Origin of the sequence: Salegentibacter echinorum (assembly GCF_900129445.1) — a bacterium.
In the GTDB taxonomy this organism is placed as follows: domain Bacteria; phylum Bacteroidota; class Bacteroidia; order Flavobacteriales; family Flavobacteriaceae; genus Salegentibacter; species Salegentibacter echinorum.
This window is the reverse complement of the sequence record NZ_FQVT01000007.1, coordinates 55,599-81,299: the sequence shown is the minus strand read 5'-3', so window position 1 is coordinate 81,299 and position 25,701 is coordinate 55,599. Positions and strand designations below refer to the sequence as shown.

General features: G+C 36.2%; 26 protein-coding genes. 12 read left to right on the top strand and 14 right to left on the bottom strand.

What is annotated here, in order from left to right; translation table 11 throughout:
• Nucleotides 1-414 precede the first annotated feature (414 nt).
• From BUA71_RS11685 to BUA71_RS11640, 9 genes are all read left to right on the top strand, one after another.
• Nucleotides 415-1,119, top strand: a complete 705-nt coding sequence (locus tag BUA71_RS11685) for an adenylate/guanylate cyclase domain-containing protein (protein WP_245812578.1) — start codon at nucleotides 415-417, stop codon at nucleotides 1,117-1,119.
• 1,202 nt (nucleotides 1,120-2,321) lie between these two features.
• Nucleotides 2,322-2,609: a hypothetical protein gene (locus BUA71_RS11680; protein ID WP_072879957.1), complete on the top strand. Its 288-nt coding sequence runs from the start codon at nucleotides 2,322-2,324 to the stop codon at nucleotides 2,607-2,609.
• A 307-nt stretch (nucleotides 2,610-2,916) separates the two neighbouring features.
• Nucleotides 2,917-5,319: a TraG family conjugative transposon ATPase gene (locus BUA71_RS11670; protein ID WP_013073495.1), complete on the top strand. Its 2,403-nt coding sequence runs from the start codon at nucleotides 2,917-2,919 to the stop codon at nucleotides 5,317-5,319.
• A gap of 4 nt (nucleotides 5,320-5,323) precedes the next feature.
• Nucleotides 5,324-5,902 (top strand): hypothetical protein, encoded by a 579-nt coding sequence (locus BUA71_RS11665; protein WP_013073496.1) that lies wholly within the window; start codon nucleotides 5,324-5,326, stop codon nucleotides 5,900-5,902.
• Between the two features lie 18 nt (nucleotides 5,903-5,920).
• The gene (locus BUA71_RS11660; protein ID WP_041579184.1) at nucleotides 5,921-6,763 is read left to right on the top strand and encodes a hypothetical protein; all 843 of its coding nucleotides are present in this window, start codon (nucleotides 5,921-5,923) and stop codon (nucleotides 6,761-6,763) included.
• 10 nt (nucleotides 6,764-6,773) lie between these two features.
• Complete coding sequence (locus tag BUA71_RS11655) at nucleotides 6,774-7,391, top strand: conjugal transfer protein TraK (RefSeq protein ID WP_041579185.1); 618 nt, start codon at nucleotides 6,774-6,776, stop codon at nucleotides 7,389-7,391.
• Nucleotides 7,392-7,414: 23 nt separating this feature from the next.
• On the top strand, nucleotides 7,415-8,344 hold the full coding sequence (traM, locus tag BUA71_RS11650; protein WP_072879953.1) for a conjugative transposon protein TraM: 930 nt from the start codon (nucleotides 7,415-7,417) through the stop codon (nucleotides 8,342-8,344).
• A 28-nt stretch (nucleotides 8,345-8,372) separates the two neighbouring features.
• Nucleotides 8,373-9,206, top strand: a complete 834-nt coding sequence (locus BUA71_RS11645; RefSeq protein ID WP_072879951.1) for a DUF4138 domain-containing protein — start codon at nucleotides 8,373-8,375, stop codon at nucleotides 9,204-9,206.
• A gap of 7 nt (nucleotides 9,207-9,213) precedes the next feature.
• The gene (locus BUA71_RS11640) at nucleotides 9,214-9,579 is read left to right on the top strand and encodes a hypothetical protein (protein WP_072879949.1); all 366 of its coding nucleotides are present in this window, start codon (nucleotides 9,214-9,216) and stop codon (nucleotides 9,577-9,579) included.
• A gap of 40 nt (nucleotides 9,580-9,619) precedes the next feature.
• Here the strand turns inward: BUA71_RS11640 and BUA71_RS11635 are convergent, their stop codons facing one another.
• The 14 genes from BUA71_RS11635 to BUA71_RS11565 all read right to left on the bottom strand — a co-directional run bounded on the left by BUA71_RS11635 (nucleotide 9,620) and on the right by BUA71_RS11565 (nucleotide 24,619).
• Complete coding sequence (locus tag BUA71_RS11635; RefSeq protein ID WP_072879947.1) at nucleotides 9,620-10,954, bottom strand: hypothetical protein; 1,335 nt, start codon at nucleotides 10,952-10,954, stop codon at nucleotides 9,620-9,622.
• 24 nt (nucleotides 10,955-10,978) lie between these two features.
• Nucleotides 10,979-13,039, bottom strand: a complete 2,061-nt coding sequence (locus BUA71_RS11630; RefSeq protein WP_072879945.1) for a site-specific DNA-methyltransferase — start codon at nucleotides 13,037-13,039, stop codon at nucleotides 10,979-10,981.
• 2 nt (nucleotides 13,040-13,041) lie between these two features.
• Entirely contained in the window at nucleotides 13,042-14,028 is a 987-nt protein-coding gene (locus BUA71_RS11625; protein ID WP_072879943.1) for a PDDEXK nuclease domain-containing protein, read from the bottom strand.
• 16 nt (nucleotides 14,029-14,044) lie between these two features.
• Nucleotides 14,045-16,759, bottom strand: a complete 2,715-nt coding sequence (locus tag BUA71_RS11620; RefSeq protein ID WP_072879941.1) for a restriction endonuclease — start codon at nucleotides 16,757-16,759, stop codon at nucleotides 14,045-14,047.
• Nucleotides 16,759-17,076 (bottom strand): helix-turn-helix domain-containing protein, encoded by a 318-nt coding sequence (locus BUA71_RS11615; protein ID WP_072879939.1) that lies wholly within the window; start codon nucleotides 17,074-17,076, stop codon nucleotides 16,759-16,761. The genes BUA71_RS11620 and BUA71_RS11615 overlap by 1 nt, the downstream gene beginning before the upstream one ends.
• A gap of 452 nt (nucleotides 17,077-17,528) precedes the next feature.
• Nucleotides 17,529-19,109 (bottom strand): type IV secretory system conjugative DNA transfer family protein, encoded by a 1,581-nt coding sequence (locus BUA71_RS11610; RefSeq protein WP_072879937.1) that lies wholly within the window; start codon nucleotides 19,107-19,109, stop codon nucleotides 17,529-17,531.
• A 15-nt stretch (nucleotides 19,110-19,124) separates the two neighbouring features.
• Nucleotides 19,125-20,156: a MobB family relaxase gene (gene mobB, locus BUA71_RS11605; protein WP_072879935.1), complete on the bottom strand. Its 1,032-nt coding sequence runs from the start codon at nucleotides 20,154-20,156 to the stop codon at nucleotides 19,125-19,127.
• Nucleotides 20,157-20,167: 11 nt separating this feature from the next.
• On the bottom strand, nucleotides 20,168-20,548 hold the full coding sequence (locus BUA71_RS11600; RefSeq protein WP_072879933.1) for a BfmA/BtgA family mobilization protein: 381 nt from the start codon (nucleotides 20,546-20,548) through the stop codon (nucleotides 20,168-20,170).
• A gap of 429 nt (nucleotides 20,549-20,977) precedes the next feature.
• Nucleotides 20,978-21,175, bottom strand: a complete 198-nt coding sequence (locus tag BUA71_RS11595; RefSeq protein ID WP_072879931.1) for a hypothetical protein — start codon at nucleotides 21,173-21,175, stop codon at nucleotides 20,978-20,980.
• 10 nt (nucleotides 21,176-21,185) lie between these two features.
• Nucleotides 21,186-21,635, bottom strand: coding sequence for a JAB domain-containing protein (locus BUA71_RS11590; protein ID WP_072879929.1), 450 nt, complete (start codon nucleotides 21,633-21,635; stop codon nucleotides 21,186-21,188).
• Between the two features lie 76 nt (nucleotides 21,636-21,711).
• Nucleotides 21,712-22,056 carry a single-stranded DNA-binding protein gene (locus BUA71_RS11585; RefSeq protein ID WP_072879927.1) on the bottom strand — a complete coding sequence of 115 codons (345 nt, stop codon included), beginning with the start codon at nucleotides 22,054-22,056 and terminating at the stop codon, nucleotides 21,712-21,714.
• Nucleotides 22,057-22,852: 796 nt separating this feature from the next.
• The gene (locus BUA71_RS11575; RefSeq protein ID WP_072879923.1) at nucleotides 22,853-23,653 is read right to left on the bottom strand and encodes an ImmA/IrrE family metallo-endopeptidase; all 801 of its coding nucleotides are present in this window, start codon (nucleotides 23,651-23,653) and stop codon (nucleotides 22,853-22,855) included.
• Nucleotides 23,628-24,041 carry a hypothetical protein gene (locus BUA71_RS11570; RefSeq protein WP_072879921.1) on the bottom strand — a complete coding sequence of 138 codons (414 nt, stop codon included), beginning with the start codon at nucleotides 24,039-24,041 and terminating at the stop codon, nucleotides 23,628-23,630. Before BUA71_RS11570 ends, BUA71_RS11575 begins: the two co-directional genes overlap by 26 nt.
• The gene (locus BUA71_RS11565; RefSeq protein WP_072879919.1) at nucleotides 24,017-24,619 is read right to left on the bottom strand and encodes a hypothetical protein; all 603 of its coding nucleotides are present in this window, start codon (nucleotides 24,617-24,619) and stop codon (nucleotides 24,017-24,019) included. Before BUA71_RS11565 ends, BUA71_RS11570 begins: the two co-directional genes overlap by 25 nt.
• Before the next feature lie 101 nt (nucleotides 24,620-24,720).
• Between BUA71_RS11565 and BUA71_RS17635 the strand changes: the two genes are divergently transcribed.
• Genes BUA71_RS17635 through BUA71_RS11560 form a run of 3 tightly spaced genes read left to right on the top strand, consistent with a single transcriptional unit; the run spans nucleotide 24,721 to nucleotide 25,646 of the window.
• Complete coding sequence (locus BUA71_RS17635; protein WP_175545958.1) at nucleotides 24,721-24,897, top strand: hypothetical protein; 177 nt, start codon at nucleotides 24,721-24,723, stop codon at nucleotides 24,895-24,897.
• A gap of 52 nt (nucleotides 24,898-24,949) precedes the next feature.
• Nucleotides 24,950-25,102 (top strand): hypothetical protein, encoded by a 153-nt coding sequence (locus tag BUA71_RS17630; RefSeq protein WP_175545957.1) that lies wholly within the window; start codon nucleotides 24,950-24,952, stop codon nucleotides 25,100-25,102.
• Between the two features lie 49 nt (nucleotides 25,103-25,151).
• Nucleotides 25,152-25,646: a Pycsar system effector family protein gene (locus BUA71_RS11560; RefSeq protein WP_072879917.1), complete on the top strand. Its 495-nt coding sequence runs from the start codon at nucleotides 25,152-25,154 to the stop codon at nucleotides 25,644-25,646.
• Nucleotides 25,647-25,701 lie beyond the last annotated feature (55 nt).

Here is a 25,701-nt window from a genome sequence, read left to right as displayed (position 1 = left end):
TGGGTCCCATTTTCATTTTAATAGAGTAATTATAAAAAAATGTTCATACTAAGTCTTGTCTACCGATACCCACTTTTGAGGTTGTTTTTAAGGCAGGTAGTTTTTTGGTTGATAGCTTATGGCGTACTTTCAGTTATCCTCTATTATACGGCCCACATGGTTAATATACCATTGAGCATTAGTTGGAATATTAAATTTCCTAACCTCTTTCTTTTTTTTATGGCCTTTGGGCTCTTAACAGGGACAGTACTTTCTTTAATGGAAGGACTATTGAAAATATTGCAATTTAAAAGTAGCTCCTTAGTCTTCGACAGTCTGGTCAGGACTATTTTTTATTTTGTTGCTCTATGGCTTATTTTGAATATTATAAAAAATTTATTGAATGATTATAGTTACTTATTTATAAGTGGATATATGGCCACACCTTCAAATACAAGGAATTTTGATATCATTATCCTCACCTACACTTTGTTTATGATTTTTATTGTGAGCTTTATAAATGAAATGGTAAGTAAAAACAGTCCAGGTTTTACCATGCCCTTGATCCTTGGCAAATACCGATTCCCCCGGGAAGAAAACAGACTTTTTATATTTTTGGATCTCAAAGGTTCTACCCATTTGGCGGAAGAACTGGGGCATCTCAAGTATAGTAGTTTTATACAGGAAAGCATCATGGAGGTCAATCAGGTAGCTAAAAAATTTAAAGCCCACATCTATCAATATGTTGGTGATGAGATTGTAATCACCTGGAAATTAGAACATTTTAATACATTAAATTCCATTAAATTCTTGTTTGCCTTAAATCAAAGGTTAAAAAAAAAGGAAAAGCAGTTTAATTCCCATTATGGATCAATACCTGTTTTTCGTGCCGGCATCCACGAAGGGATCGTTACAGCTATTGAAATTGGTGACCTTAAAAGGGAAATTGCCTTTCACGGTGACACCATGAATGTATGCTCCAGAATACAGGGGCTCTGTAAAATTTTTAATAGAAAAATACTCATCTCCGAGCAGGTAAACCAAAACAAGGAAATTTCCCAAAATTTTAAGGTTACTCCGTTAGGATCACAAATACTGGAAGGAAGGAAACATAGTGTAGAAGTCTTTGCTGTTGAGTAGTTAGAATAAGGAAACCGCCCTTTTATTAAAATTTCAAAAAATAAAAGAAAAAATTCATTCAGGCATAAACCCCACAATACCATTAAAATGTTTCCAATTATTGATTTTCAATCCTTCATAATATAACATGTTGCTAATAGTTTCATTAATAAAAAACAGATTGGCTACCTTCTATACAGTTTTGATCCAAATCATATAATGGTTATAGCTAAGGGATCTTTGTTCAAAAAGCACCCTATTTTCCATTTATAAGGATAATAACTGATAACCCAGATTCATCAGTTAATAAGCGTAAACGATGCCGATGACAAATAACATACGCTTTAAAAAGGCGATGCTAGATAAATTGCAATGGGATACTTACTTTTACTTCACCTATATACAAATGATTTTTTGGAAAATTTATATAGATTAAATTCCCTTTAGAACATTAACTCTAATAGTACGCTTACGTAAGGAAAACTGATCTACGGTTAAAAGGAAAAGCAGTCCTACTATAAATATAAGTCTAATTATTTCAAAAGTATTTTATAGGGAAGTTGAAATCGGATTATCCTTTCCTTTATTATAAAATATTAAAGTATACAAAAATAAATTCTGAGTTTTTAAGTAACTAATCTATATAAAAATGGCAACAGCTATATTTTACAGTATACCAGCCTAGAAAAAAATAAACATAGAGTAAATTGAAACGGATAAATTAGAGAATGATTACAGAGTGTAAAAAAACAAATCATTATTCAGTTTTTCTCTTAGATAAGTAAATAAGAGTATGTCTATTGCAAGTTAAGTAAATATATATCGTTTTCTAACTTTATTTGAGCTATAAAGTTTCAAAGGCGATATCAAATATCCCATATTTTTTAATGCAATTTATTCAGATGCACCGTTGTCTTTTCCGACGTGGCCAATATCAATAAGAATACGTTTTCTTGTTGCCGGTTCTTATCCAAAATCACACACATTTCTAGAAGCAAAATCACAAAACTGACGTTTTTGAGCATCTTTTTCCTTTCTACATTTCAAGTTATCAACAACCTACTTTCCAGATTTCATAAAATTTGATATGAAATAACACTATTAAAAATCAATTGATTATAAATGATATTTTATCAACAAATAATTGATTTACAGATATTTAAACAATAAAACCATTACTTTTCTCATAACGAAAACGAATCAAAAATTTAAACCGTTCCGTTATGAAAAAATCTATCTATCTGGCAAGCTTTCTTTCGCTTCTCTCAAATTCTCTTTTCGCACAAATTGGTGGTATTGAAGATTCCGTTGATGATGTATCCAATACCATTAGAACCATTTTCCCCATCATCCTAGGGGTCATTTTCTTGATCGGCTTTCTTTTTAACGCCGGCCATTTCTTCGGGGAAAATGCTGACCTCAAAAAAGGGATCACCCGTGTGCTCGTCTTTGTCCTTATTGCCGGTGCCGTAGTGGGCATTTTCACCTACCTCATTGGAATCGTAGTCTAAGTCGCTAAGCGACATTTGGCAGTTAATGAATCTGTTATGAAGAAGTTCGAGGTCTATAAAAACATCAGGAAAAGGGCAGTTATTTTTGGACTGCCCCTCTCCCTCTTTGCGGTGATGATAATATCCATCATAGCTTCTTTACTCATTATTATTTTCTCGTTCAGTTTTGGAATGATCATCGGCGTATTGGTTCTTAATACAGTCTTATATATCGCCCTGATAAGAATCATCAACAATCCCCAGGTCTTCCAGCTAGCGCGAACCTTCCCAAAAAGCATCAGTAACAAACGAAATTCCGGTCTCGATTATGAACACAATTAATCTTTCTACTTATCAGCCCATTGCGGATATCCAAGACAATATCCTATTTGCCAATAATGGCAATGTTGTGGTATGCTATAAAGGAAACCTACCAGAAATCTATTCCTTGTCTGAAAAGGATTTTGAGGATATGCACGGGGCTTGGTTTCAGGCATTAAAATCATTGCCTGTCGGTACCGTAGTTCACAAGCAAGATGTCTATCTCAAAAAGCAATATACCGCTGAAGAGCTTCCCTATACCACATTTTTGGAAAAAGCCACAAGCGATCATTTTAAAGGCCGAAAATATATCAACCACAACTGTTATCTCTTCTTTACCCTAACCAAAAATAAAGCGCTGAACAACTCTAAATATGTCAACCCTTTCCGCAAGGTCTCAAAAACGATAATTCAGGAATTAGATGACAATGTTCAGCATTTTATAAGTGCCGTAAGTGATTCCGTTTCCTTTATCAACAACAGTCGGAAAATGAAATTTTTTCCGCTTAACCCAAAGGAAATTCAAGCGATAACCAAAGAATATTTTAATGGCTTTAACAAAGGCTTTGACACCGATATTATTCTAGATAAGAAAAACGTCAACATCGGCGAAAACTATTTTGATGCCCTGGCCATCAACAGCGAACTGTGCTTTGGCGAAAGTGTACAGACTAGCAAAACCAATGATAAATTCACTTCAGACGATTTTGTATTTCACCAAGGGTTTATTGATGGCTTAGGGCTTACGCTAAACGAGAACCATATCGTTAACCAAATCCTGTATTTGGATGACAAACATAAATGGCGCAAGCTGCTTGATAAGAAAGTGGTAGAGCTTAACAAAAGCTCGAATTTCGGTTCGCAAAACAAAGTGGTGCTGGGTAAAATCCAGCACATCCTGGATCAGATCAATGCCGATGATAATGCCCGGATTATACGCGGACACTTAAACATCATTTTCTGGGACCGGGATGCCCGGAGCCTTGATAGAATTACCTCCAAAATAAAAACGGAATTTAAGGAACTGGATATTATTCCCTACTATCCACGGGGCGAAGAGCGGAAGAATTATATCCTGAACAGCTACTGCGGTTTTTCTTCTAATTTCTCCAATAACGATTTGTATGTAACGGATCTAAAACACGCGCTTTGCTTATTGATCAATAACAGCAATTACAAATCAGATTCCACCGGAATTATATTCAATGACCGTGAACATAACATTCCCGTGCTTAAAGATGTTTGGGACGAACAAAAAAAACGAATCAAGGCACGGAACTTTGCCATTTTTGCGCCAACCGGTGAGGGAAAATCCTTTTTGGCCAATAACATTCTGCGTCAATATTTTGAAAGCGGAGTACGCCTGGTCATTATCGATTTGGGTGGTTCTTATACTAAATTTGCCAAGCTTTATTCTGAACAATACACCGTACTCCGCTATGAAAGTGGAAAAAACCTGGGTATCAATCCATTTTACATCAGCGATACCAATGACCTGAGCCCGGAACGCTTGGAGGATTTATCGGTATTTCTCTTTGAACTCTTTGCTTCTGATTTAAAAGTAACCAAGGCACAATCGGTTGCCGTAAAAAAGATTCTACGTCATTATTACCATAGTATTTCTGAAAATCACTCGCTGAATGGTTTTTACAATTTTATTGAGAACAATCAAAAAAACCTCTTAAAGCAACTTAAAATCCATCCCGACTATTTCAACGTTACCAGCTTTTTACACGTAATGTCCGAGTACGTCGGCGATGGTCTATATAGCTTCCTTTTTGAAGTCAGTGAAGACCAGACCTATAAAATAGAAGATAAGCGTCTTATTGTATTTGAACTGGACGAAGTCAAGGACAATAAAGAAATCCTCTCCGTAATGCTCAAGCTGATTAAATCGGCCATTCAACGCACCATTTGGAAGAACCGTGCTGAAAAAGGGATTATTCTTTTTGATGAGTTTGCCAAGCAACTGAAGTTTGACAACGTACTGGAAAGCGTAGAATTTTATTATCAAGCCATTCGGAAACAAAATGGTGCAATCGGCATCATTCTGCAATCCATTAACCAGCTCCCGAACAGTTCCACTTCAGCAAGCATCCTTGAAAACACGCAGGTCATTTATAGCCTGAACAACGAGAAAGGCTATGGGGAACTAGTCAAACGGCTCAACCTCTCCAGCCATGATCTGAATCAGTTAAAATCTATCAAAAACAATCTTACCGGCCAAAGGAAATACACTGAAATGTTTATCAAAATTGGAAAAGAAAGCAACATTTTCCGCTTGGAAGTTCCCAAGGAAGTTTATGCCGCTTACTTGACCGACGGTAAGGAAAATGAAACCATAATGGCCACTTATAATAGAACAAATAATATGGAAGCCGCCATAAAAGAATTCATCGCTAAAACATAATACTATGAAGACAAAAATTTTAATCGTTGCAATAGCTCTGACCTTTATGATGCACAGCCGCGCTAAAGCCCAGGGAATGCCCGTCTATGATAACACCAACTTTGTAAGCTTGGTCAAACAACTTGTAGAATCCGGGAAGCAGACTGCTCAACTTATCAAGTCTGTGAAATTCCTGAAAGATGCAAAAGACAGGATTGAAAAGGTTTCCAGTGTAGTACGGCAACTTAGGGCTGTACAAGAGATTGGGCAAAACAATCAACGGCTCATTAACGTAATGCAAAATGATTTACAGGATATTTTAAACTCCCCGTATATCAAGCCGGATGAAATTTCCCGTGTCACAGCATCTTTTGAAAACATTGTCCAGAATTCTTTGGAAACAATGGATTTTATTGATCAAATCTTATCCAGCGATTACCTAAAAATGAGTGATGCCGAACGTGCCACCATATTAAAGCAGAAAGAAATGGAATCAAAGGAAATGGTCTCCGCTATCAGGGTAAAAACAAAACGTTATCGGGAGATTATTTCCTTTCGGAAGATGCAGGATAAAATCAATAACCGCCCACTAAGTGGGATTTAATAATACTTAAATGAAATGATGGGAGCTATAATAACTTTAAGTTTTGGTCTTGAATATGTGGATACTGTTTTTCAAACCATTCAAGACAGTGATTTTTCCCAATATACCATTGGCGGAATGAAAACCCTTGCTGTGCTTTTCTTCCTGATTAATATTTTAAAAAAATATAATGAGGGCGTGGCTAATAAAGACGGTTATACTTGGGGATTGAGCCCAGGGGAACTCGCTAAAAATTTTGCGGTGGTTATCCTCGTTATTTTCTCGACACAGGTATTAGGATTTTTTGACAGTATTCTTGTTTCCATTGAAAGTCAATATCGGGACACCGCTCCTGCTTTGCTCCCCTTGCAGATGCAGGATATTCCTATCGAAGAAGAAGTCAACCTTATAGATGCTGCTAAAAATGCAATGACATTGCTTTATGAAGCTTTAGTCACCCCACTTTATGGATTCAAGATACTCGCCTTTATCGGCGGGGTCATTTTATGGGTTCTTGATTTATTTATCTATCCGTTGTTCTTAGCGGAACGTTTTTTCCTTCTGGGAATAATGCAGGCGTTCTTTCCACTGGTAATTAGCCTGGCCGTATTTGAAAAGTTCCGTCCCCTGGCCTATACCTTTTTTAAACTATATGCTGCCGTTTATATGTTGGTGCCGGCGTTCTTCCTAGTCAATGTTTTTGTTAATGCACTTTATACGGAGATCAATACCAACTTTTGGACAAATCTATTTGGTACCGATACGGGAAGCGGATTTTTTGCCCCGGTGGTACAAATTGGAACCATAGGGTTTATTGTTTTTCTGAAGTTCAAACTGTACCGACGTGCCACCTCTTTCACTTTACGATTATTTACCGCCTAAAACAACTATGATGAAAACACCTTACAAGAATATTTACGCCGTCCTTAAAACAAATCGGTTCATTGTTTTGGCTGTTGTAATATGCTCTTTACTCTCCAGCTGTTTTGCCATTTGGATGGTATTTAACATCAACAAAAAAACCCTAAACAACGCTTTTGCCATCAATACCGATGGCAGTATCATTCCCTTGAAGCTAGTTAGTCAGAAAGAGAATTTTAAAGTAGAGGCTTTGGCGCATTTACAATTGTTCCATAATTATTTTTACAATATTGATGCAAGTAATTATGAAAAGAATTTAGAAAAGGCACTGTGGCTGGGCAATAGCTCAGTCGATAATCTATATCGTCAAAAAAAGGCAGGTGGTGTTTATAATCGACTGCTGCAATATTCCCTGGTTCAAAAAGTATTGAGTATCGATTCCCAAGTCGAAGAACAAAATGGAACTTATTCCTTCAAAACGGTTACTGTCTTTGAGATCAATAGGGGCTCGATCATCGACACGTATCAATTGATTTCTACTGGAAACCTGATGACCGTAGATCGAAACTTTCCCAACAATCCACACGGATTGCTCATCACCGATTATTTCGAAAAATCCCTTAAAAAATTAAATAATAAAAACCCATAATGGGCATTTAAAAGACAATAAATATGAAGCTTGAAAAAAATAAAATAGTCTTTGCGTCAGTACTCGCCGTAATGGTGCTTTTCCTGATCTCCTATTCTATGATGGTAATGGGCGATGATGAAAATGAGCATACTAATTTAAAAGAAACATCGGTTCCCGCACTGGAAGAAAACCAAAAGGAATACGATTCCAAACTGGATGCCATCAACGATCTAAAAGAAGTCCGGGAAACCAATGCACCCAGCATCTATGACGAAAAACTGATCGATTCCCTTGGCTTTTATGATGAAAGTCTACCAGAACGTGAAAAAGAACGTATCGTGGATAGCATCTACTCCGCAAGTGAAATTAAATATTCCGAAAGGGATTATCAGCATATTGGCGCTAGAGAAGCTGATGCCAAAGTGGAAAGGATAATTGATTCTACCGAAATAAAAGCGAAACAAAAAATTGCTGCTAAAGAAATGGGTCTGGAACATCAATTATTCTTTGCCTCAGATCCGAAAGAAAATGAAATTTCAGTTTCCGGCACTACCGATGAACTCATTTATGCGGTAGTGGATGGTGACCAGGTGGTCAAAGCTAATTCCCGTTTACGGATGCGCTTGACCAAAGCGGCGATCATTAGCAGCAAACACCTTCCACAAAATACGCCGGTTTACGGTTTTATTAGTTTTCAGCCCAACCGGGTATTGATCGAAATCGAAAACATCAAGCATTATCCAACCCAATTAAAAGCCTTTGATCTTCAGGATGGTAGTGAGGGGATTTATATAGAAAACAACTTCCGGGCTCAGGTTTCCACCGAAGTTATTGGTGATATGGTGGATGACATCAATATTTCCGGGGTACCACAGGTCAGTGGTTTCAAAAAGATATTCCAACGCAATAACCGAAACGTAAAGGTGACCGTACTCAACAATTACAAGCTCATCCTTAAACCTAAATTATAGACTCAAAACAACACTTAAACCTATTCTTATGAAAGATTTTATTTTTATCTCAATATTCCTTTTTGTTACTGTCCTCACCACAGCACAAACATCTTTTCGCCTGGATACCATTTATACGAATGATCAAAAAAATGTAGCATTGTTCTTCCCAGAACCGATCCGTCAGGGAATAACAGGATCTGAAAACTTTGTCTTCACCTATAATCGTGAGAAAGGGCAATATTTCGGTTTGCTTCAGGCAAAGCCCGGGAAAGAAAGCAATCTTTTGGTAGTAGGCAAAAACGGGACTGTTTTTTCGTATATCGTAACCTATAAGAAAAAGCTGGATCGGCTGAATTACTTTATACCGACGTCTAAAAGCTTCGGTAATGAAAAACCTATTGCTCTTGATTCAACCATTGTTATTGAACGTGAAGTCAAAACAGATAACAGCACCTACTATTACAATAAATTTTGTTCTTATCTAGTTGATCGAAAACAACGCATTGGTCGACTCAAAAAACGGAACGAAGGCATCGTTTTGAGTATTGAGAATATTGTTTTTGATAAGAAAGAGCTTTATTTCGTGATTCAAATTGAAAACAAATCTTCATTGGATTATGACCTCAACTTTCTGAAATTATCGGTGGAGACCAGAAAAAAGGGCAAAAAGAAGTCTTTACAACGGCTTTATCAAGAACCGGTTTTCAACTATAATTTACCGTCAAAAGTAAAAGAAAACGAAACTGTAAAACTGGTTTATGTACTGCCAAAATTTTCGATAAGTAATGACCGAAGGGCGGTTTTAGAGCTTAACGAAAAGAACGGGGAACGAAACTTAAAATTAAAAATATCGCATAGATTTATTAATCATCCAAATTAACATCGTTATGAAAAAAATAGCATTTTTTTCGTTAGTAGCATTAGTTCTGTCGTGTGCCGGAAAACAAAATTTATCTCCTTCAGAAACCGCCAAACTCGTAGCTGAAAGTTTTTATCACGGTGATAAGACAACTTTAAAGGAATATACTACAGCATCCGGGTATGCAAATCTTTCCAGTATACAAGAAATGTTTATTGAGAATAAAGACTCTAAATCCAACTTTAAGGTCTTGGATGAACAAAAAGAAGGTGAGGTAACGTGGATTAAATATTCAACCTCCTATGACCGAAAACCCGGTATATTTAAATTGGTTAATGAAGATGGTCAATGGAAGGTTACGCATAATGGTCCGAGAGATAAAGGGCCGTTTTAGCGCAAAAAAATAAAAGGTAAATTATATTTCCTGGTCAAGTTCAATTATTAGTTTTAGTTAAAGCTACAATACGTTCTGCCATATCTATGATATCCTGCAAATTAGATTTTTCGTTTTTTTGAGTTTTTAAAGATCTATTACGTAAAGGATCCTTATGAATTTCTTCTAACGCGCGTTTGATGTAATGCACATACTCTTCGTTATTCTCATTACCGTGCTTTTTAATTTGTTCTGAAAAACCAACGATAGCTTTGGAGAGCACCATTTTATATGCGTAATCTTCTGCTATATTTTTCTGACGTACGTATTGCTTTCCAGCAAAAAAAGCAACTAAAAGCGCTAAAGGAATTAATGATATACGGCCGATGATGTAATTTATTTCACCACCTGTAGCCAATACCCAAATACCAAGACCGATTGCCAAAATCATTGAAGCACCTGCTACATATAACCAAAAGGAAGTTAATTTCTTGTCTGATGCCAGATCATACTGTTCTTGAAAGGCTGCACTGATACCCTCTGCAGTTTTATAATTCAATGCTTTTTTTGCTGACGCAATTAAATCCTTGGATTCATTCAATATCTTTTTTCTTTCTAAATCATAATCTTCTAGTAGCTTATCATTATCATTCATTCTTGATTCTAATTTTTCTAACTGTTTATCTCGCCTTTCAACAGTTTGCGAAAATTGATTAATAAGCTTTTCATTACTTTTCGAATCAGTTAAAGATTTTTCTATTTCCTCCAGATACTTTTCAGAACTCTTCTCTTTCTCTTCTAAATTTCCTAATAGACTTTCAAATTTTGTTGCACTGGCCTTAAGCTCTGATTTGCGTTCTTCTAAGCTTGCTATTCCCTCGTTTATAGTTTCTAGCTTTTCTTTTTGCTTTTCATATTTATCTTTAATTAATTCTTCATTAGATTCAATCTTATCACGTAATTGATTAATTTCCTTAAGCTCTTCATCCACTTTGACTTTTAGTCGTGTTACATTTTCTATTTCATTTTCAAATTCTAACTGTCTTTCTGAAAATGAACGCACCCCTAATTCTCTCAAAAGCTTCTTTAGAGCTTCAAATGGATTTATAAACGAGGGTTGAGAAGGTTGACTGAGATATGTATTTATCTGATTTAAATGACTTGCTATATCATTACGTTCTCTATGAGTCGATATTTTTATAAACTTACGTGTAGCTTTAGTAAGGGTTGTAATATCAGTTAGCATAGAATCAATTCCGGCAATTATTCCCCGGTAATTATATTCTGATTCATTACCAAATGACTGATCTTTAAAACGGGCTTTATTAACCTGCTTGATAGATTTCATTAAAACATCACGTTTTTGTCGAATATTTTTAATTGATGCTGTTTCCATAATTTGAATTTTACTCCTGCCCCATTAAAACGCATTAAATTTATCACCCATATAATGCTTCAGATTCCACTTTTTGGTAGTGTCCAAAGCTCTTTCCAACACGATTAATTTTTGATCAGTATGTGTTTTAAAATACCCAACGGTTTCCTCTGCCAAGCTTACATCTAAACATATCAGGGTTTCCTTTTCGCGATCTGATGCCAGGAATATCTCATTCTCCCTAAATTGTTCCTGTTTATCTAAGGTATAATTGAGTTTAAAACCGTTCTTTATTAAAATTTCGGCAATGAGTTCTTCCCGGTTAAAAGCAGAAACCAATTGGGCTTCTTTCTCGGTAATATATTTTTTAAGCAAGGCTATATTTTCTTCCTCAGACTTTTCCGGGTCTGGAGCGTATTCTACCCGTGGAAAATTAGATTTTACGAGTTTAAATACTTTAAAACCCAGGCCTTTTAACTGTTCTTTTTCGTCCTTCCTTTCAGAGAATAAATCCGGTTCGTCTTTCTTCTTTTCAGCAATTATTTTTTCAATTACCCTTTTATTACGCTCAATAGTGATATCGCTTAATTTTTTATAACCTGCTTTAAAAGCCTCGCTTTTTTCTTCAGCTGCCTCTGGAAACTGAACCAAAATGTAATTTCTTATCAAACCATCTTCTTCATTTAGTTCTTGTATCGCCTGTCCAGTAGTCCCAGAACCAGCGAAAAAATCAAGAAATATATCACCCTTATTAATAGGAATTGAATCAAATAGCAATTTGATTAATCTGCTAGGCTTGGGATATGAGAAGAAACTTTTCCCTTCAAAAAGTTTTTCAATTTCAATTCCTCCATCACTTTTAGTAGAAAGAATAGACCTAAGCAGAAATCGTTGAACTTCATCAAAATATGTTATTGAACTTGGCTGGGTATTTTCATCATTGCTAAACCAAATTCTGCCACAAAGAAAGCTTCCGTCGTGGAGTTCAGTAATATCTTGATACTCTCCATCTACAAAATTTGCCGCTTCATTAAAAGTATCTCTTTTCCACCTCCATCCCCGGTCTGGAACTTTTACGGGTTTGCCAGTCTTAGGATGTTTAACTGTATAGTTTGGTCCAAAGGTATCAGCATTAGGCCAACTCATATTTATTTTACCCCATAATCTGTAATCAGCATTTAAAGAATTATATAAAGTAATCCCTCTATCAAAATCTCTTCTTTTATAAAGCCGCTTTATTTCTTTCTCAGCTTCTGCTATCGGTTTTTTCTGTTTTTTTAATTTAAATAATAGTCTATTAATCTCTTCAATTCCTCCCTTTTTCATCGTAAACTCGTGTTTTACACCCGAGTTTTTTACATAGAGTAATATATATTCGTGAATATTACCTATACCCTTATCGTTTTTAGGTACTCTCTTATTCCAAGTTATACATTCAATAAAATTTTCTTCTCCAAAAATATCATCACACAACTTTCGCAAGTGATGTATTTCACTATCGTCTAACGAGATAAATAAAACTCCATCTTCCTTTAGCAATTGCCGAGCAATAAGCAATCTACTGTACATCATATTTAGCCAATTACTATGAAAACGACCATCTGTTTCTGAATTCGTATCAACATTTACTCCATTCTCAGTCATTTCGGAATCCTCCCAATAAGACTTAACATCTTGTTTCCAAGTATCTCGATATACAAAATCTTTATCTTTATTATAAGGCGGATCAATATAAATGCACTTAACCTGCTCACGGTAACTTTTGCTGAGTAACTTGAGCACCTGTAGGTTTTCTCCTTCAATAATCAGGTTTTCACTATTTTCAGGGTTTACACTTCGGTCTTCATCATAAACAAGTGTAGCATTAGTGGGCGTAAAAGCTTCTCGTTTTGCCTTGCTCTTTCCAAACCAGCGAAATTCATAGCGTTCGGTTTCACTTACGCTTTCGGGATCCACCACTTTTTTGAGTTCGTTGATATTTAGTTTCCCTTCACTAGTAAACAAATCTGGCATCAGTTGTTTTAATTGCTCTAACCGTTCTCTATTCCAGTCGTGTGACTGTACTTTTTCCAATGGGTTTTCTATAGTTTCTTTACTATCACTCATAACTATTCTTCAAGGTCTTTTTCTATAAATTGTTGCAGTTCTTCCTCACTGGGCAGGTACATTTGATATTTTGAAGCAAACAGGTTTTTCTTATCATTAAGTACCGAATATTTAGCCACCACATTATCGGTATCGGCACATAATAATATCCCGATTGTGGGATTATCGGTCTTCGATTTTTCACGCTCGTCAAACATTCGTACATACATATCCAACTGCCCAATATCTTGATGGCTCAATTTTCCACTTTTAATATCAATCACTACAAAGCATTTCAAATGATAATTGTAAAATACCAGGTCAATAAAGAAATCTGAAGTCTCGGTTCGCACCAGTTTTTGCTGCGCTACGAAGGCAAAACCTTTACCCAATTCCAACAGAAAAGTTTGTAAATGGGCAATAATAGCTTTTTCAATGTCCTTTTCTTTATGTGTTAAATTGGCGGGAAGATCAAGAAATTCGAGTACGTAGGGGTTTTTAATAAAATCCAAGCTGGATAATTCACCTTTTTCTGAAGTAATTTCCTCATTAGATTGGTTGGATAAAATGCGCTGGTAATATTGACTGCTAATGTTACGGTCAAGTTTTCGGGTACTCCAATGTTGGCTAATGGATTCCTTCAAATAAAACTCCCGTATACTTTCATTTTCCACACGTATCAATAAGCGATAATGAGACCAACTCAATTCGGGACGCACTGTGTCCCGAATTGGAAAACTCAGGTAAAATTGCCGAATCCTACGTAACTCACGAGCATCAAAGCTTTTGCCAAAATCCCGACTTAGGTTTTGGGCTAATTCCTTTAATAAATAAGTGCCGTATTCCGCCCTTTCGCTACCTTTTTGTTCCTCATCTACAATACGTTGCCCAATCTCCCAATAAGCAAATACCATTGCGGAATTAACCGCTGTAGCAGCCTGTTTACGAGCCTGTTTTAAAATACCCCTTATTTCTTGAATAAGGGCGCTATGTGATTTACCGGGTTTCATTAATTTTTTTATTCTTTTAGGCCTGTTGCACTTTATTTATATCCTTTTGAGCTTCTGTTTTAAAATAATCATACTCTTTTACAGGGGCTTTGTATTTTACATCTACGCCCAATGCTTCAAAATGTTTAAGCGCACATTTTATTTTATAAACTTCACTTTCTTTTAAAGACTTCTTATCATTGATGTTATTGGTTCCCTTTGTTTCAATTACAAAATAAAATTCACTTTCCACACCGTCTTTTAAATTTTTGCGTTTCATCACGATTCCGAAGTCCGGTTCGTATTCACCAATAGGTGTTTTGATTTTATAATAAGAAGGTAGTTTAAGAAAACAGACTACCTCATCATCGTTATCAGCAGTCAAAGCAAATTTGTGTTCCACTTCACTATCTACTAAGGTTTTGTCAAAAACTCCGCGTTTTGGAGTTAATGTATAGCGTTTATCATCCAGTTGTTTTACAAAATCATCAAAATCAAAAGGAAAGACTTCATTGGTTAAATGATAATCCAAACCACGTAACATTTCTTCCAGTTCAATATTCTTTATAAGTGCAGAAGCCCGGTGGATAAACTGTGGTGGATTTTTGGCAAAATGGGCGTGCTCAATATCCCGAATAATGGAAAAAGTTGTGGTATAGCTCAATCCCGTATTTTCGCTGAGTTCTTCCACCAAATCCAAAGCCGTATAACTGGCTTTTAATTTATAGCTTTCACTCCCTCCAAATTCATCTTTGAATTCTTCCTCTGAAATAGCACTAATAGATCGGCTATTCACCTCTGCTACATAATCGGCAATATCTATTTGATTGAGCGCTTCCCGGCTTCTTTCAACAAGGGCTTCTTCATCAAAAGCTACGGTATAATTGGTTTTTTTAGCGAGGGCAGCCCAAAAACGTTTGAAAGCTTTATTGATATTCTCATTATCATTCCGCTTAAATCGAACTTCGTTTTGCGGTTTTCCCTTATGAGTATGCGTCATTCCGGCACCAGCCGTTTGTGTTCCATAAACTTCTTTTATTTCTTCTTGATATTGAGTTACAAAAGTTTCATAGGTTTCATTTGGAATCACGGTCAGCTGATTGATACGATCAGCATCGGAAACATCTGGCTTGTCATAAATACGATTTCCTTTATTATCCACACATATACGCAAGCCACGCCCAATCTCCTGTCGCTTTTTAATTTCAGAATAAGAATTGCTCAAGGTAGCAATGTTGAAGATGTTAGGGTTATCCCACCCAACGCCCAAAGCGGAATGTGAAAAAATAAACTCGATTTTATTGGCCACACTATCACCATAATTGAGTAAACCCTCTTTGTCTTTTAAGATAGCATCAAATACATCGCTGTTCTTACGCATCGAACTTTCGCTATCTGTAAACTCTCCCTTGCCCGTTTTAGCAAAATATGAACCTTGAATATGTTCGATATGTTCGGCTGAAGGCTCTTGATTGTTATGAAATTCAGGATAAAGTGTTTTATACTTTTCTATAAATATCCTTTTAATAACAGGATCATCGCTAACATAGTTAGCCACCTTATCAATAAATATAAGGGAAAGACATTTAATACCTTGCTCCTGTAGTTTTTGCTTTTTGGTGAAATGTCTAATGATGAGCCATTCCAATTGTAATTCCCAAATGCTTTGGATATTGCCGGAAGCCTGTTTTTCTAATATTTCTGTTCCATTATAGAAAGTTACAGACCATTTTTGGGTACGAAGACTTTTATGAATGCGTTGTATCTTATAGTTTAGGTAACTTGGATTATTCGTTTTCTCTCCAAGATTATCATCCTCTTTTAACCAGGCTGTATTTTTAAACTGAATTTTCCCACTGGCCATTTGGTGCCAAGCTTTTATTTTAACCTTTGGATCGCCTTTTCCAAACTTAACTTCAGATAATTCAAGTTTTAAAGTAGCCTCATCGTTTTTTTCGGTAACGGTAAGTACTTCTATTTTTTTCACCAAACCTTCTTTGTAACTATCATACGGCGTTAAGCGATACAGTTTGTTTTTGGAAACCCTATGCGTTGCAGAATATCTTAATTTGAAAAGGGGATTGAGCTTTTTAATTTGCTTAATGGAATTAGGGGTATCCATTCCTTCCTGTGGTTCATCCATTATAATAAAAGGATTGGTTCGCCCAATTGCTTCAATAAAAGGAATATTGGCAAATAAATCTTCCCGTTGGGCTTGGTTCAAAATTTTATCTTCTGAATTAAAAGAAGCTAAGGTCATTATCATTATTTGAGGATGTTGTTCCTCAATAAAATTGGTCACCTTATTCAAACGCTTACTGTCATATTCAAAAGCCTTTGGGGTAAACCCATATATTCCCTCTAATTGGGTATTGAAAGTCTCTAAGGTATTGAGTACCCCTTGACGGATAGCGACAGAAGGAACAAGTATGATAAACTTGGTAAAACCGTAATGTTTGTAAAGCTCATAAATGGTTTTTAAATACACCAGGGTTTTCCCGGTCCCGGTTTCCATTTCAATGGTCAATTCGTGTTCGGGAGTTAATTTGGCGATTTCTTCAGCAATACCATTTTCCTGAATAATTGATTTTATATTCTCCTGAATTTCTTGCTCAGTGAGTGAAATTCTATTCGAGCGAATACCGTCATTACTGGAATTGTCAAAGGTATTTTTAACCGTGCCGTCAAAGACATCAACCACCGATTTAATCGCTGTTTGTTGATACGCTAATTCTTCTAACTTAATTCCCATCAATCTTTAATCTGCTTAGTGTTATTCTTTTTTATTTTTTGCTCAGCGACCTTCAAGGCTTTTTCTCCTAATTCTTCATCTTGAATTTCATAAAGTATTCTTTCACTTAAAAACTGAATAATTAAATCTTCCTGATTCAAATCTAAGATTTTAGCTAACTCAACAATTTGTTCCTTTTTTGCCTTACGCTCTCCACGCTCAATTTTGCTAAGGATAGCCGTATCAACATCCAAAAGAGCTGCTACTTGCCTAAGCAATAAGCCTTTTTCTTCTCTCTGCTTCCTCAATATTTCCCCAGTGGAATTGTTTTTTTTCATTTGACAACAATAAGTTGATAAAATTAACTTGACAATATTTGTCAATTATAACGAAAATTTCAATATGGAGATAAAAATTATGTGAGCGAGTTATTAACAAATGAAATTGTTCTTGGTTTAAAATGAGCTCTATCATTTACCACCCTTATGGACGCCAAAAAAAAAATCAATTCGGGACACAGTGGGTCCCGAATTACGAGAACCCTATTTCGATCAGAAGAAAATAGGTATCCTAATTTTAGAATTTATTTTTCGATGGTTTAGCAGTAGATTTTATCAATTTATTGAAAGGAAGCCTGTTCCTTCACCTAATTATTTAAGCTTTAGTTCTATAAGTGTCGTGTTCATTATATTTGAATGTTCATTGTCACTGAACAAAACAAAATAATGAACACACGAATATTCTTACAATAAATACTCCGATATTATGGGACTATAATAAGTTCAAACTTTTACTCAAATATAGACCTCGCTTCTTCATAAACCCTATCAAAATTAGATTCCAACTCAGCTTGAGAAAAAAGCTTTGATTCTTCAGGTACCCTTCTTTGAATCTTTGATAATTTGAATTGCACTTTTTTGTCTTCTCCATCGGCATAGGTTATAAACTCCCCTTGTTTCAAACGAAAGAAAACATCTGCCCTGATTTTTGGAATTTCTTTTTCCCCGGTAGTTACTCTGGTATCAAAATCCAAATTATGGCCACGACTCACACTTTTTGTAGGGTCTTTTATAATCTCAAAAAAACATTCATAGTATTTAGCGGTGTCGGGATCGTTAACTTTCCCAAAGAATTGATAGGAAAGATTGCTTAATATTGCCTTGCTCGCCTTATCACCATACATCATATCATTCTGGATCTTGTCCTGCATCACGTAGATGGTGGCAATATCGTAACTCCGCAGCGTGGCCGGAATGCGGTGCATATTCAGTAAGCGTATGGTCGGCGCTTCTTCCATAAGTAAAAAAGACGGTCTCTGACCGCGCACGCTCATTTGTTTGGTAATGGTATGAACAATAGTAGCAATCACCGGTGAATAGGAGCTTTCAAATTTTGGATTGTTTACGATTGAAATTACCGCAGGATTTTCTTCACTATTAATATTGAGTGGGACTTCATCAGCGGACAATGCCATAAAAATCCGTTGGGTACTGATGCGCTTCAGTGCATTGGCCAAGGTACTTTTTACCCCGGCGGTTTGCCGCTCGGAATCTTTCCCGCTGATAAAAGCATCTGCCATTGCCCTCGATGTGGTATTAGTTTCCAAAAACTGGATCAGGCTATCGGTGTCCAGGTACTGATAAATAGCGATTAAATGCGGAAGAGTACAAAATTTCGGATAGGTCGTTTTCAGTTTCCAAATGAGTCCACCGATCAAGCCTTCCGCAGCATCATTGAAAAATTTAGTGGTTCCCGCCGTTCCCGACTCCCGTTGCTCTAATAAGTTCTCGATAAGTACTCGTGAAACCTCATTCACACTTTCCTCATTCTCTAAATAGCGTGGAGCAATGGGATTAACCTGATGGATTATTTTATCCAAGGAAATCACCTTAAACGGAATATCCCCATCCTTAAAAAGCGGATACGCCATTTCCGTCAATTCAAAATCTTTGTAGTCGTGGATGATACCACAAAAACCTTCTTCTCGGAAATGCTTTAGGAAGCCATACACCACACTTTCGGTCTTTCCGCTTCCCGCAGAACCGATGATGGATGCCCCACGTTTAATATTATCCAGTTTGAAATCTCCATTGGTAGTTTTAAAATCAACTTGGTACCTATGGTCACTATTTTTTGAGTTTTCCCTTTTATGCAGGAAAACGTACAATGCCGTATTGATTAGCAAAAGCGGACAGACCACATTCAACAACACCAAAACCAAATTGTTGGAAGCTTGTAAAAAATAAGCCAATGCAAACAATAACAGATTGTTTACCAGAAATGCATAGTTGGAAATTTTATACCCACCATAAAACAACGCACTGGTCAGCCCAATGATGGAAAGAACGGTAAAGAGATGATCTACATACATACTATTAGAATTAAATTAAATACCTATGGAACTTGATTTGGTGGCTACTTCCACGCCGCGGCGCAGACGGTTAAAAGCTTTCATTGCCAATTGCGCTTGAGAAACCGGAATGCTGGGCAGCATCGGAACACCACTTTCTTTTATCATTTTAAAAGCAATCGCCTTTTCATTGGTTGGCAGTTTCATCAGCGATGCAAAATAGACTTTCGGATTCTTGATGAAATCCTTTCGAGCTTTGTAGGTCTCAGCGAAGTTCCGCTGATAGCCAAAAGTTTTGTCAAAAGTCTTCTCAGCCCGCTGGAAAAACCCATCACGGTCAAAGCCTCGTTTTACTTTCTTCCCGTGCATCTCGACTTCCGATGCCTTATGCTTGCTCCCCGGGGAAAGACTAAACGTATTAGAAGCATCCTTCCGGCTTACAATGATATGAATATGGCTTTGGTTTCCGGCTTTTGGCATTCCCTGGACGATCCGTTGCCCATTCTGTTGATGGGGCGCTTCCCTTTCCAATTTGGAGATCTTTCGCTGCAGGGATTTAATTTCCCCTTCCCTCTCCTGTGTTTTTAGTTTTCGGATCTCATTTTTAAGCTGAAGGATTTGAGTGGCATAAGGTTGGTTTTCTTTGATCTGCCAATCTGTACCTTTAAAGCTGCGCTGGTGTTCTATTTTTGCATAATACTTAATATCTTCAATACGAATAGGTCGTCCATTGATTTCACGGTTAAAGGAGGCTACATAATCTTTCATCAGTTCCCGTGTATATTTTTTTAAATCTTCACGGCTGTCCTGTAAGCGATTCAGTTCATATTTGGAGGGGCTGACTGTAATGGAATAAAATTTGGGTTCGGTCTTTTTGAGTTTGGCAGTGTTGCCATCGATATCCTTCACCACATCTTCAGCGGAAATTTGATCATCATATTGATTAAAAAAATGCTCCATTTCAGAAGGCTCCAAGCCTTCATTTTCCTTTTCCAGGTAACCGACAAAATCGCCTGAACCTTGTGAATAATTCCCTCCCAGTTTTTGAGGTGTGATCGTGATGTACATAGCTCAAAAATTTAGTGTTCGTTATGAAGGTTTTGCTTTTCCTGAAACCTTACTTTAGGTTGTTCTTCGGCATATTTCTTTTCCACAATCAAGGGTTTCTTTTTGGGTTCTTCTATTTCAAACAGCGATTGAATCATTGCCGCAGTCGGTTTGGTTTGTGTCTTTTCCACATCCCGCATTATGGCGATAACAGCATTAATCCTTTTTAAAAGTTTCGCTTCGATGGTTCTACCGGTAGGCCCTAATTTTTCCTTTGGGGAGATCTCGTTATAGAAGAAAAAGTCGAGCATTGTTTCCAATGCTTCGGTGTGTGATTTGAAGTGTGACCTTGAAAATTCCTGGAAACGTTTTGCCGTTTCCTTTTTAAACCTGATGCCGATAAATGAGTCCATAATTCGCCGATTTGTCGCAAATTATTCCCTAAAAATGGGCGCTTACAAGGCATTTGTCGCAAATTGTAGGAGATCTGGAATTTTATAATTTTTTAAATTACTGAATATCAGTTATTTGAAAATCAAAAGGAGTGCTAAACATCGCATCGCGTGTTACCCTCTTGCTACTCCTTTTCGTTCGCCCAAGGCGAACAAAATTCCGTACAATTTGAACCAAAATCCAATTGCCATTTTGAGGAAAATAATTTCCTGTTATGTTATTTTTCGATGGGCAGGGTTATCGGCGAAAGTCAAAAAATGGATAAGCCTACGTAAAATTGAATGCTGAATTTCAGCAAACTAAAGATAATGATTTTTATGGAATTAGAATTCATTAAACAAAAAAACACCACTAAAATATAGCGGTGTTTTATTCGTAATTTTTAAAATTCAAATGTTGAATACAAAAGTATAGGAATACAAATTCCGTATGGCTTCTTCTTCAATCATCGTTTCAAAACTGATGTAATTTTCCTTTACGTATTTGCGGATGTCGTCCCCAAATTTTCGTTCTACATCTTTTTTAGAATTTTCCAAAAGTCGGTTTTGAGTTTCTTCGCTCAAGTCTGTAAAATTTAGATAGATCATACTCTTGATTTTAAAGGATTCCATTATCTGCAAAACTGTAGTAATCACCATCAGGAGTCAGTATCAAATGATCCAAAATTTTGATATCAAACAACTCTCCTGCTTTTTTAATTTTTTGGGTCAGGCGTTTATCCGCTTCACTAGGTTTTAAGGTGCCGCTCGGATGGTTATGTAGTAAAATAACTGCCGTGGTAAGGCTCTTTAAAAGGACGGCAAACAGGATGCGTACATCTACTAAAGTACCGGTAATCCCCCCGTTGGAAACCTCATAAATCCCTTTGACTTTATTGGCATTATTGAGCAAAAGTATTTTAAAGGTTTCGTGTAGTTCGATTGTTTCTTTGTTCCAATGGCTGTAGGCTAAATCTGCCGCACTTTGGGAACAGGTTACTTTGGGAAGCAAATTTGCCTTGGTGCTTCCGCTATAACTTATGGCTATTTCATTAACTTTGCTTTTCATTGTTAGCTTATTAATTGGGTTAATAATTAAAAGAGGGCGCTACTTTCGAAGGGAACGCCCTCTTTGCTTTTTAGGATTACTTATCATTTTTGCTTCCTAGTAATAGGATTTCATTGGCTTCCACTTCAGTAACATAGCGCTGATTTCCGTCATCGGTGGTATAGCTTCGGGTTCGTAGTTTTCCCGTTAGGGCTATTTCCTTTCCCTTACCTACATAATTTTCGATAATCTCGGCAGTCTTGCCCCAAGCTACAACGGTGTGCCAGTCGGTGGACTGCACCTTTTGGCCTTTGCTATTTTTGTAGTGTTCGTTGGTGGCGATTGAAAAACGGGCTACTTTTTTTCCGCTTTCAAGGTTGGTAATGGTTGGTTCTTGTCCAACGTTTCCGATTAACTGTACGTGATTTTTTAAAGTACTCATAATAAAATATTTAAAGACCTGTCTGCCGACAGGCAGGTTAATAATGCTATCCGAACCATTCAGACAGTTTGCGTTTCTATTTTTTTTGAAGTGATTTACTTATTATATCTTGAGCGTTTTCCTTTTTTGTTTTTTTTGGTGCCGCTTCCTTTTTGATGTTTTTGTACGATTTCATAAGATTCATTTTAGATTTACTTCCCATAGCGCCCTCGCTGTTACCTTTTTTTGTTGCTGATACAGTTTCAATATTTGGAATTGATAAGGACTTATAAAAGGGAGGCACGACCGGTTATGCAGTCCGTTCAACTTCCAAATGTTGGTATTTTGCTGTCAAAAAAGGGGAAGGATAGTGAGGGTGCGGGAGTAGGTCTAAAGGCTTTTTTTGAAGTACCAATACATAGGAAGTGGCACCAAATGATTAAAATGGAATTCCAATTTAGCGGACTCCGAACACGGTTTCGAGTGGGAATGCAGTGTTCCTTCCCAGAGTATCGGAAAGGGTTAACGGAATGGAAAGGAGAAATTGTGGATGGTGTCCAAGACTTTTTAGGGAAGCTCATTTCCCGGAATGCAGCTTTTCGCGGAATATAGGGGAATGTGCGGACACAAATTTAAAAGCGTATTATACTCTTATCTTAAAATAGTATCTAAAGCGGACTTAACCCAAAGGTGTAGAGCTGGAAATGTGGGTAGCGATATCCTGATTTTATAAGGAAGCAGCAGGCAACTGAGATGGGAATCGTTAGGATTGGTACACACTCATAACAAATTAATGATTTCTATCGTAGATCGTTAATCAGGCTTCCCAGATGACACTTATAAGTGTTTTATATTTTTTTGTAGGAATACAATATTCATTAAATTCAATATCCTCTTCCCAGTTATTTAGTTTAAACCACGTAGATTTGTCAATAAATTGAGTTTTCTCAGAACCCTCATAAACAAACGCATAATCTTCATCTATGTATTCTTTAGCAACTGAAAATTCTGGTGGCGGAATCTTGGTAATATCGTTTGTAAAGCATTTAAAATCTTCTGTTTTTCGCCAATATCGAACGATACCATCCGTAATGAAGACAACAAAAAAAGGGGCTATTTCTAAAGTTAACATTCTGAAAATTACGGAAGTTAAACTGGTATTGAAATGCTCACTTACTTTTTTTATTAAATCTGGGCCAAATGGCTTTCTTAAAATGAAGTTTCTAAAAACTTTTTCAGGCATTAAAAGTTCGCCTGCGAAATCGTTTGCTTCTATTTCTTGAATACCTCTCTTATGAACTTCTTCTAATCTATTCCAGCTTAATGTTTTCTCATCATCCAAATGAAATTCTAATCTATCGTGGAGAAAAAAGTGCCCTAATTCGTGTGCTGCAACAAATCTTTTGCGTTGAGGGGTAGAGATATTTACATCTACCTTGATTATTGTTTTTGATCTACCCCTAATAATTATACCATCTGAGCCACTTAATTGTTCTTCTATGTAGAGAATATCAAAACCAGCTAATAAATCTTTCATAGAAAGCTCTGTGATTTCATCGAAACCAATTAGCTCTAATATTTCTTTTGCTTTATTACTTCCCTTCAGACTTTTCCTCATCTTCAAGCATTTCTAATATTTCTATCAGATTTTGGTCTTTAATTATATCTTTTATTTGATCTTCTGACAGTTTATCTAACCTATTGAATTGTGTTTGTAAATTATTTGTTCTCATCAATTCATTCATATAGGAAATTGGTTTATCCAAACCTTTGGTTAAAGCATCTTTAAAATAATTTGATGCTTTTTCAAGCATACGGTCATATTTTACAGTAGTACTTTTTGATTTTAATTTAAATGTCAATTGCTTGATAAATTTATCTTGTGATGAAGATTGTTCATCTAAATCGACACCTTCCAATTCAAGTTGCTTTTTAACCAAATCATCAGGAATCGCCTTGTCAAAATTATCAAGACTTTTCTTTACTGTTTTTTTAAGCTTGTCCACTTCTCGTTGAATTTGATTTTTTTTCTTCTTAATCTTCTAGATATTGTGTAAATCACATCGATTGGTTTATCGAGTAAATCTGCTATATCTTTTGGTTTGTCAATTCCATTGGCAAAGCACTCAAACATTTCTATTTCCTCTTTGTCCGCCCCTTGGTCTTCCAACTGTTTTATCCATTGTTGCAATTTCACTTCATCATCAATCTTTTCATAATTATGATCTTTACTAGGTTCTTCATTGGAATAGTTTGGGATATTGATTATGTATTCTGATTGAGGGTTTTCATCTGAATTATCGTCTTCTCTTTTTAACTGTTTGAAAAAACTATCTAAATCACTCTTTAAAGCCCAAAATATAAATTTTTCAAAAGAGCAATTATCTGGTTTCCATTTGCGCGTCCCATCACAGGCTTTGGTTAATGTTCGTTGACAAAAGTCTTGAAATTGAAAGCCTTTCTTGTTTCTGTCACTCTTGTCATAAAAGCGGTCACGAGTATAAAGTTCCATCCTGTTTAAGAGATTCTTTATATCGATTGCGTCAAGCTGTTCTATTATTTCTGAAGTTGTAGCTACCCTCATTCATTAAGTATATGCTTCAATATCGCAAAAATTTACTAAACAATGGTAAAAAAAATATAATTAGAAGCATATAAGAGTGTAGCAATTATAAAACAATACAAATGGCAACAAATGGTAAAAGTGGCGACAATCGCAGACACGGTGCGGTCAAAAGCAGAACGCAATTCAAAAACCCAAAAACTGGTCTTTACGTCAAAATAGATTCCGATTCCGGAAGATTTATGGACGTAAAAACCAGCGGCGGAAAATTTAAGGGTGTTACCGATAAAAGTAAGTAACACTTCAGCGAAACCCAAATGCTGTGAACTTGGGCAAATTTAAATTTTGACTATGAATTATTCATTTCAAAATGACAGGTTGAGTCTTTGTGAAAAAGACACCTGTTTACATTTAAAAGGAAATAACGCTAAAGTTATTTCTACAATTCTTACTGTGGTAACTTTTGTTGCGGCTGTTTCAGCCATTGCAAAGACTATTAAGTAATCAACTAGGCTGGTTCTTAGGATTCAGCCTAGTTAATAATTTACTCTCTATGGAAAAAGAAAGATTGGAATATACCGTGAGTCGCCTTGACCATTATTACGATAGCGTTAACAACAAAACAGCAGTTTATATTGCCATAAATACCTTTATCACAGGTGGGACAATTACGCTGCTAACCCAAATTCAGGAACTTTTTGATAAAGAAATATGGCTCTTAATATTTTTAGCAGCCATTATTCTATTTGGCGTTAGCAGCCTCATACTGCTGGCATTAGCAAGTATGCCTTATTTCTCACCTAAGTCAGATGTGGAATCACTATACTATTTCGCCAGTATCGCACAGAAAAACAAAAAAGAATTTTTCGAGCTTTCAAAAAAGCAAGACCAAAACGAGGATGTAAAAGATTTGAGAAATCAAGTTTTTGTTCTTTCACAAGGCTTGAAATCAAAATTCAAAAAACTAAAGTGGGCTTGTCGCCTATTAATCGTACAATTTATGCTATTGGCACCCTTAACCTGCATATTAATTAAAATAACCTCTTAAATGAACTTATTTGAAGACTACAAAAACGTAATTAAAAAAGCGGTCGAGAACGACC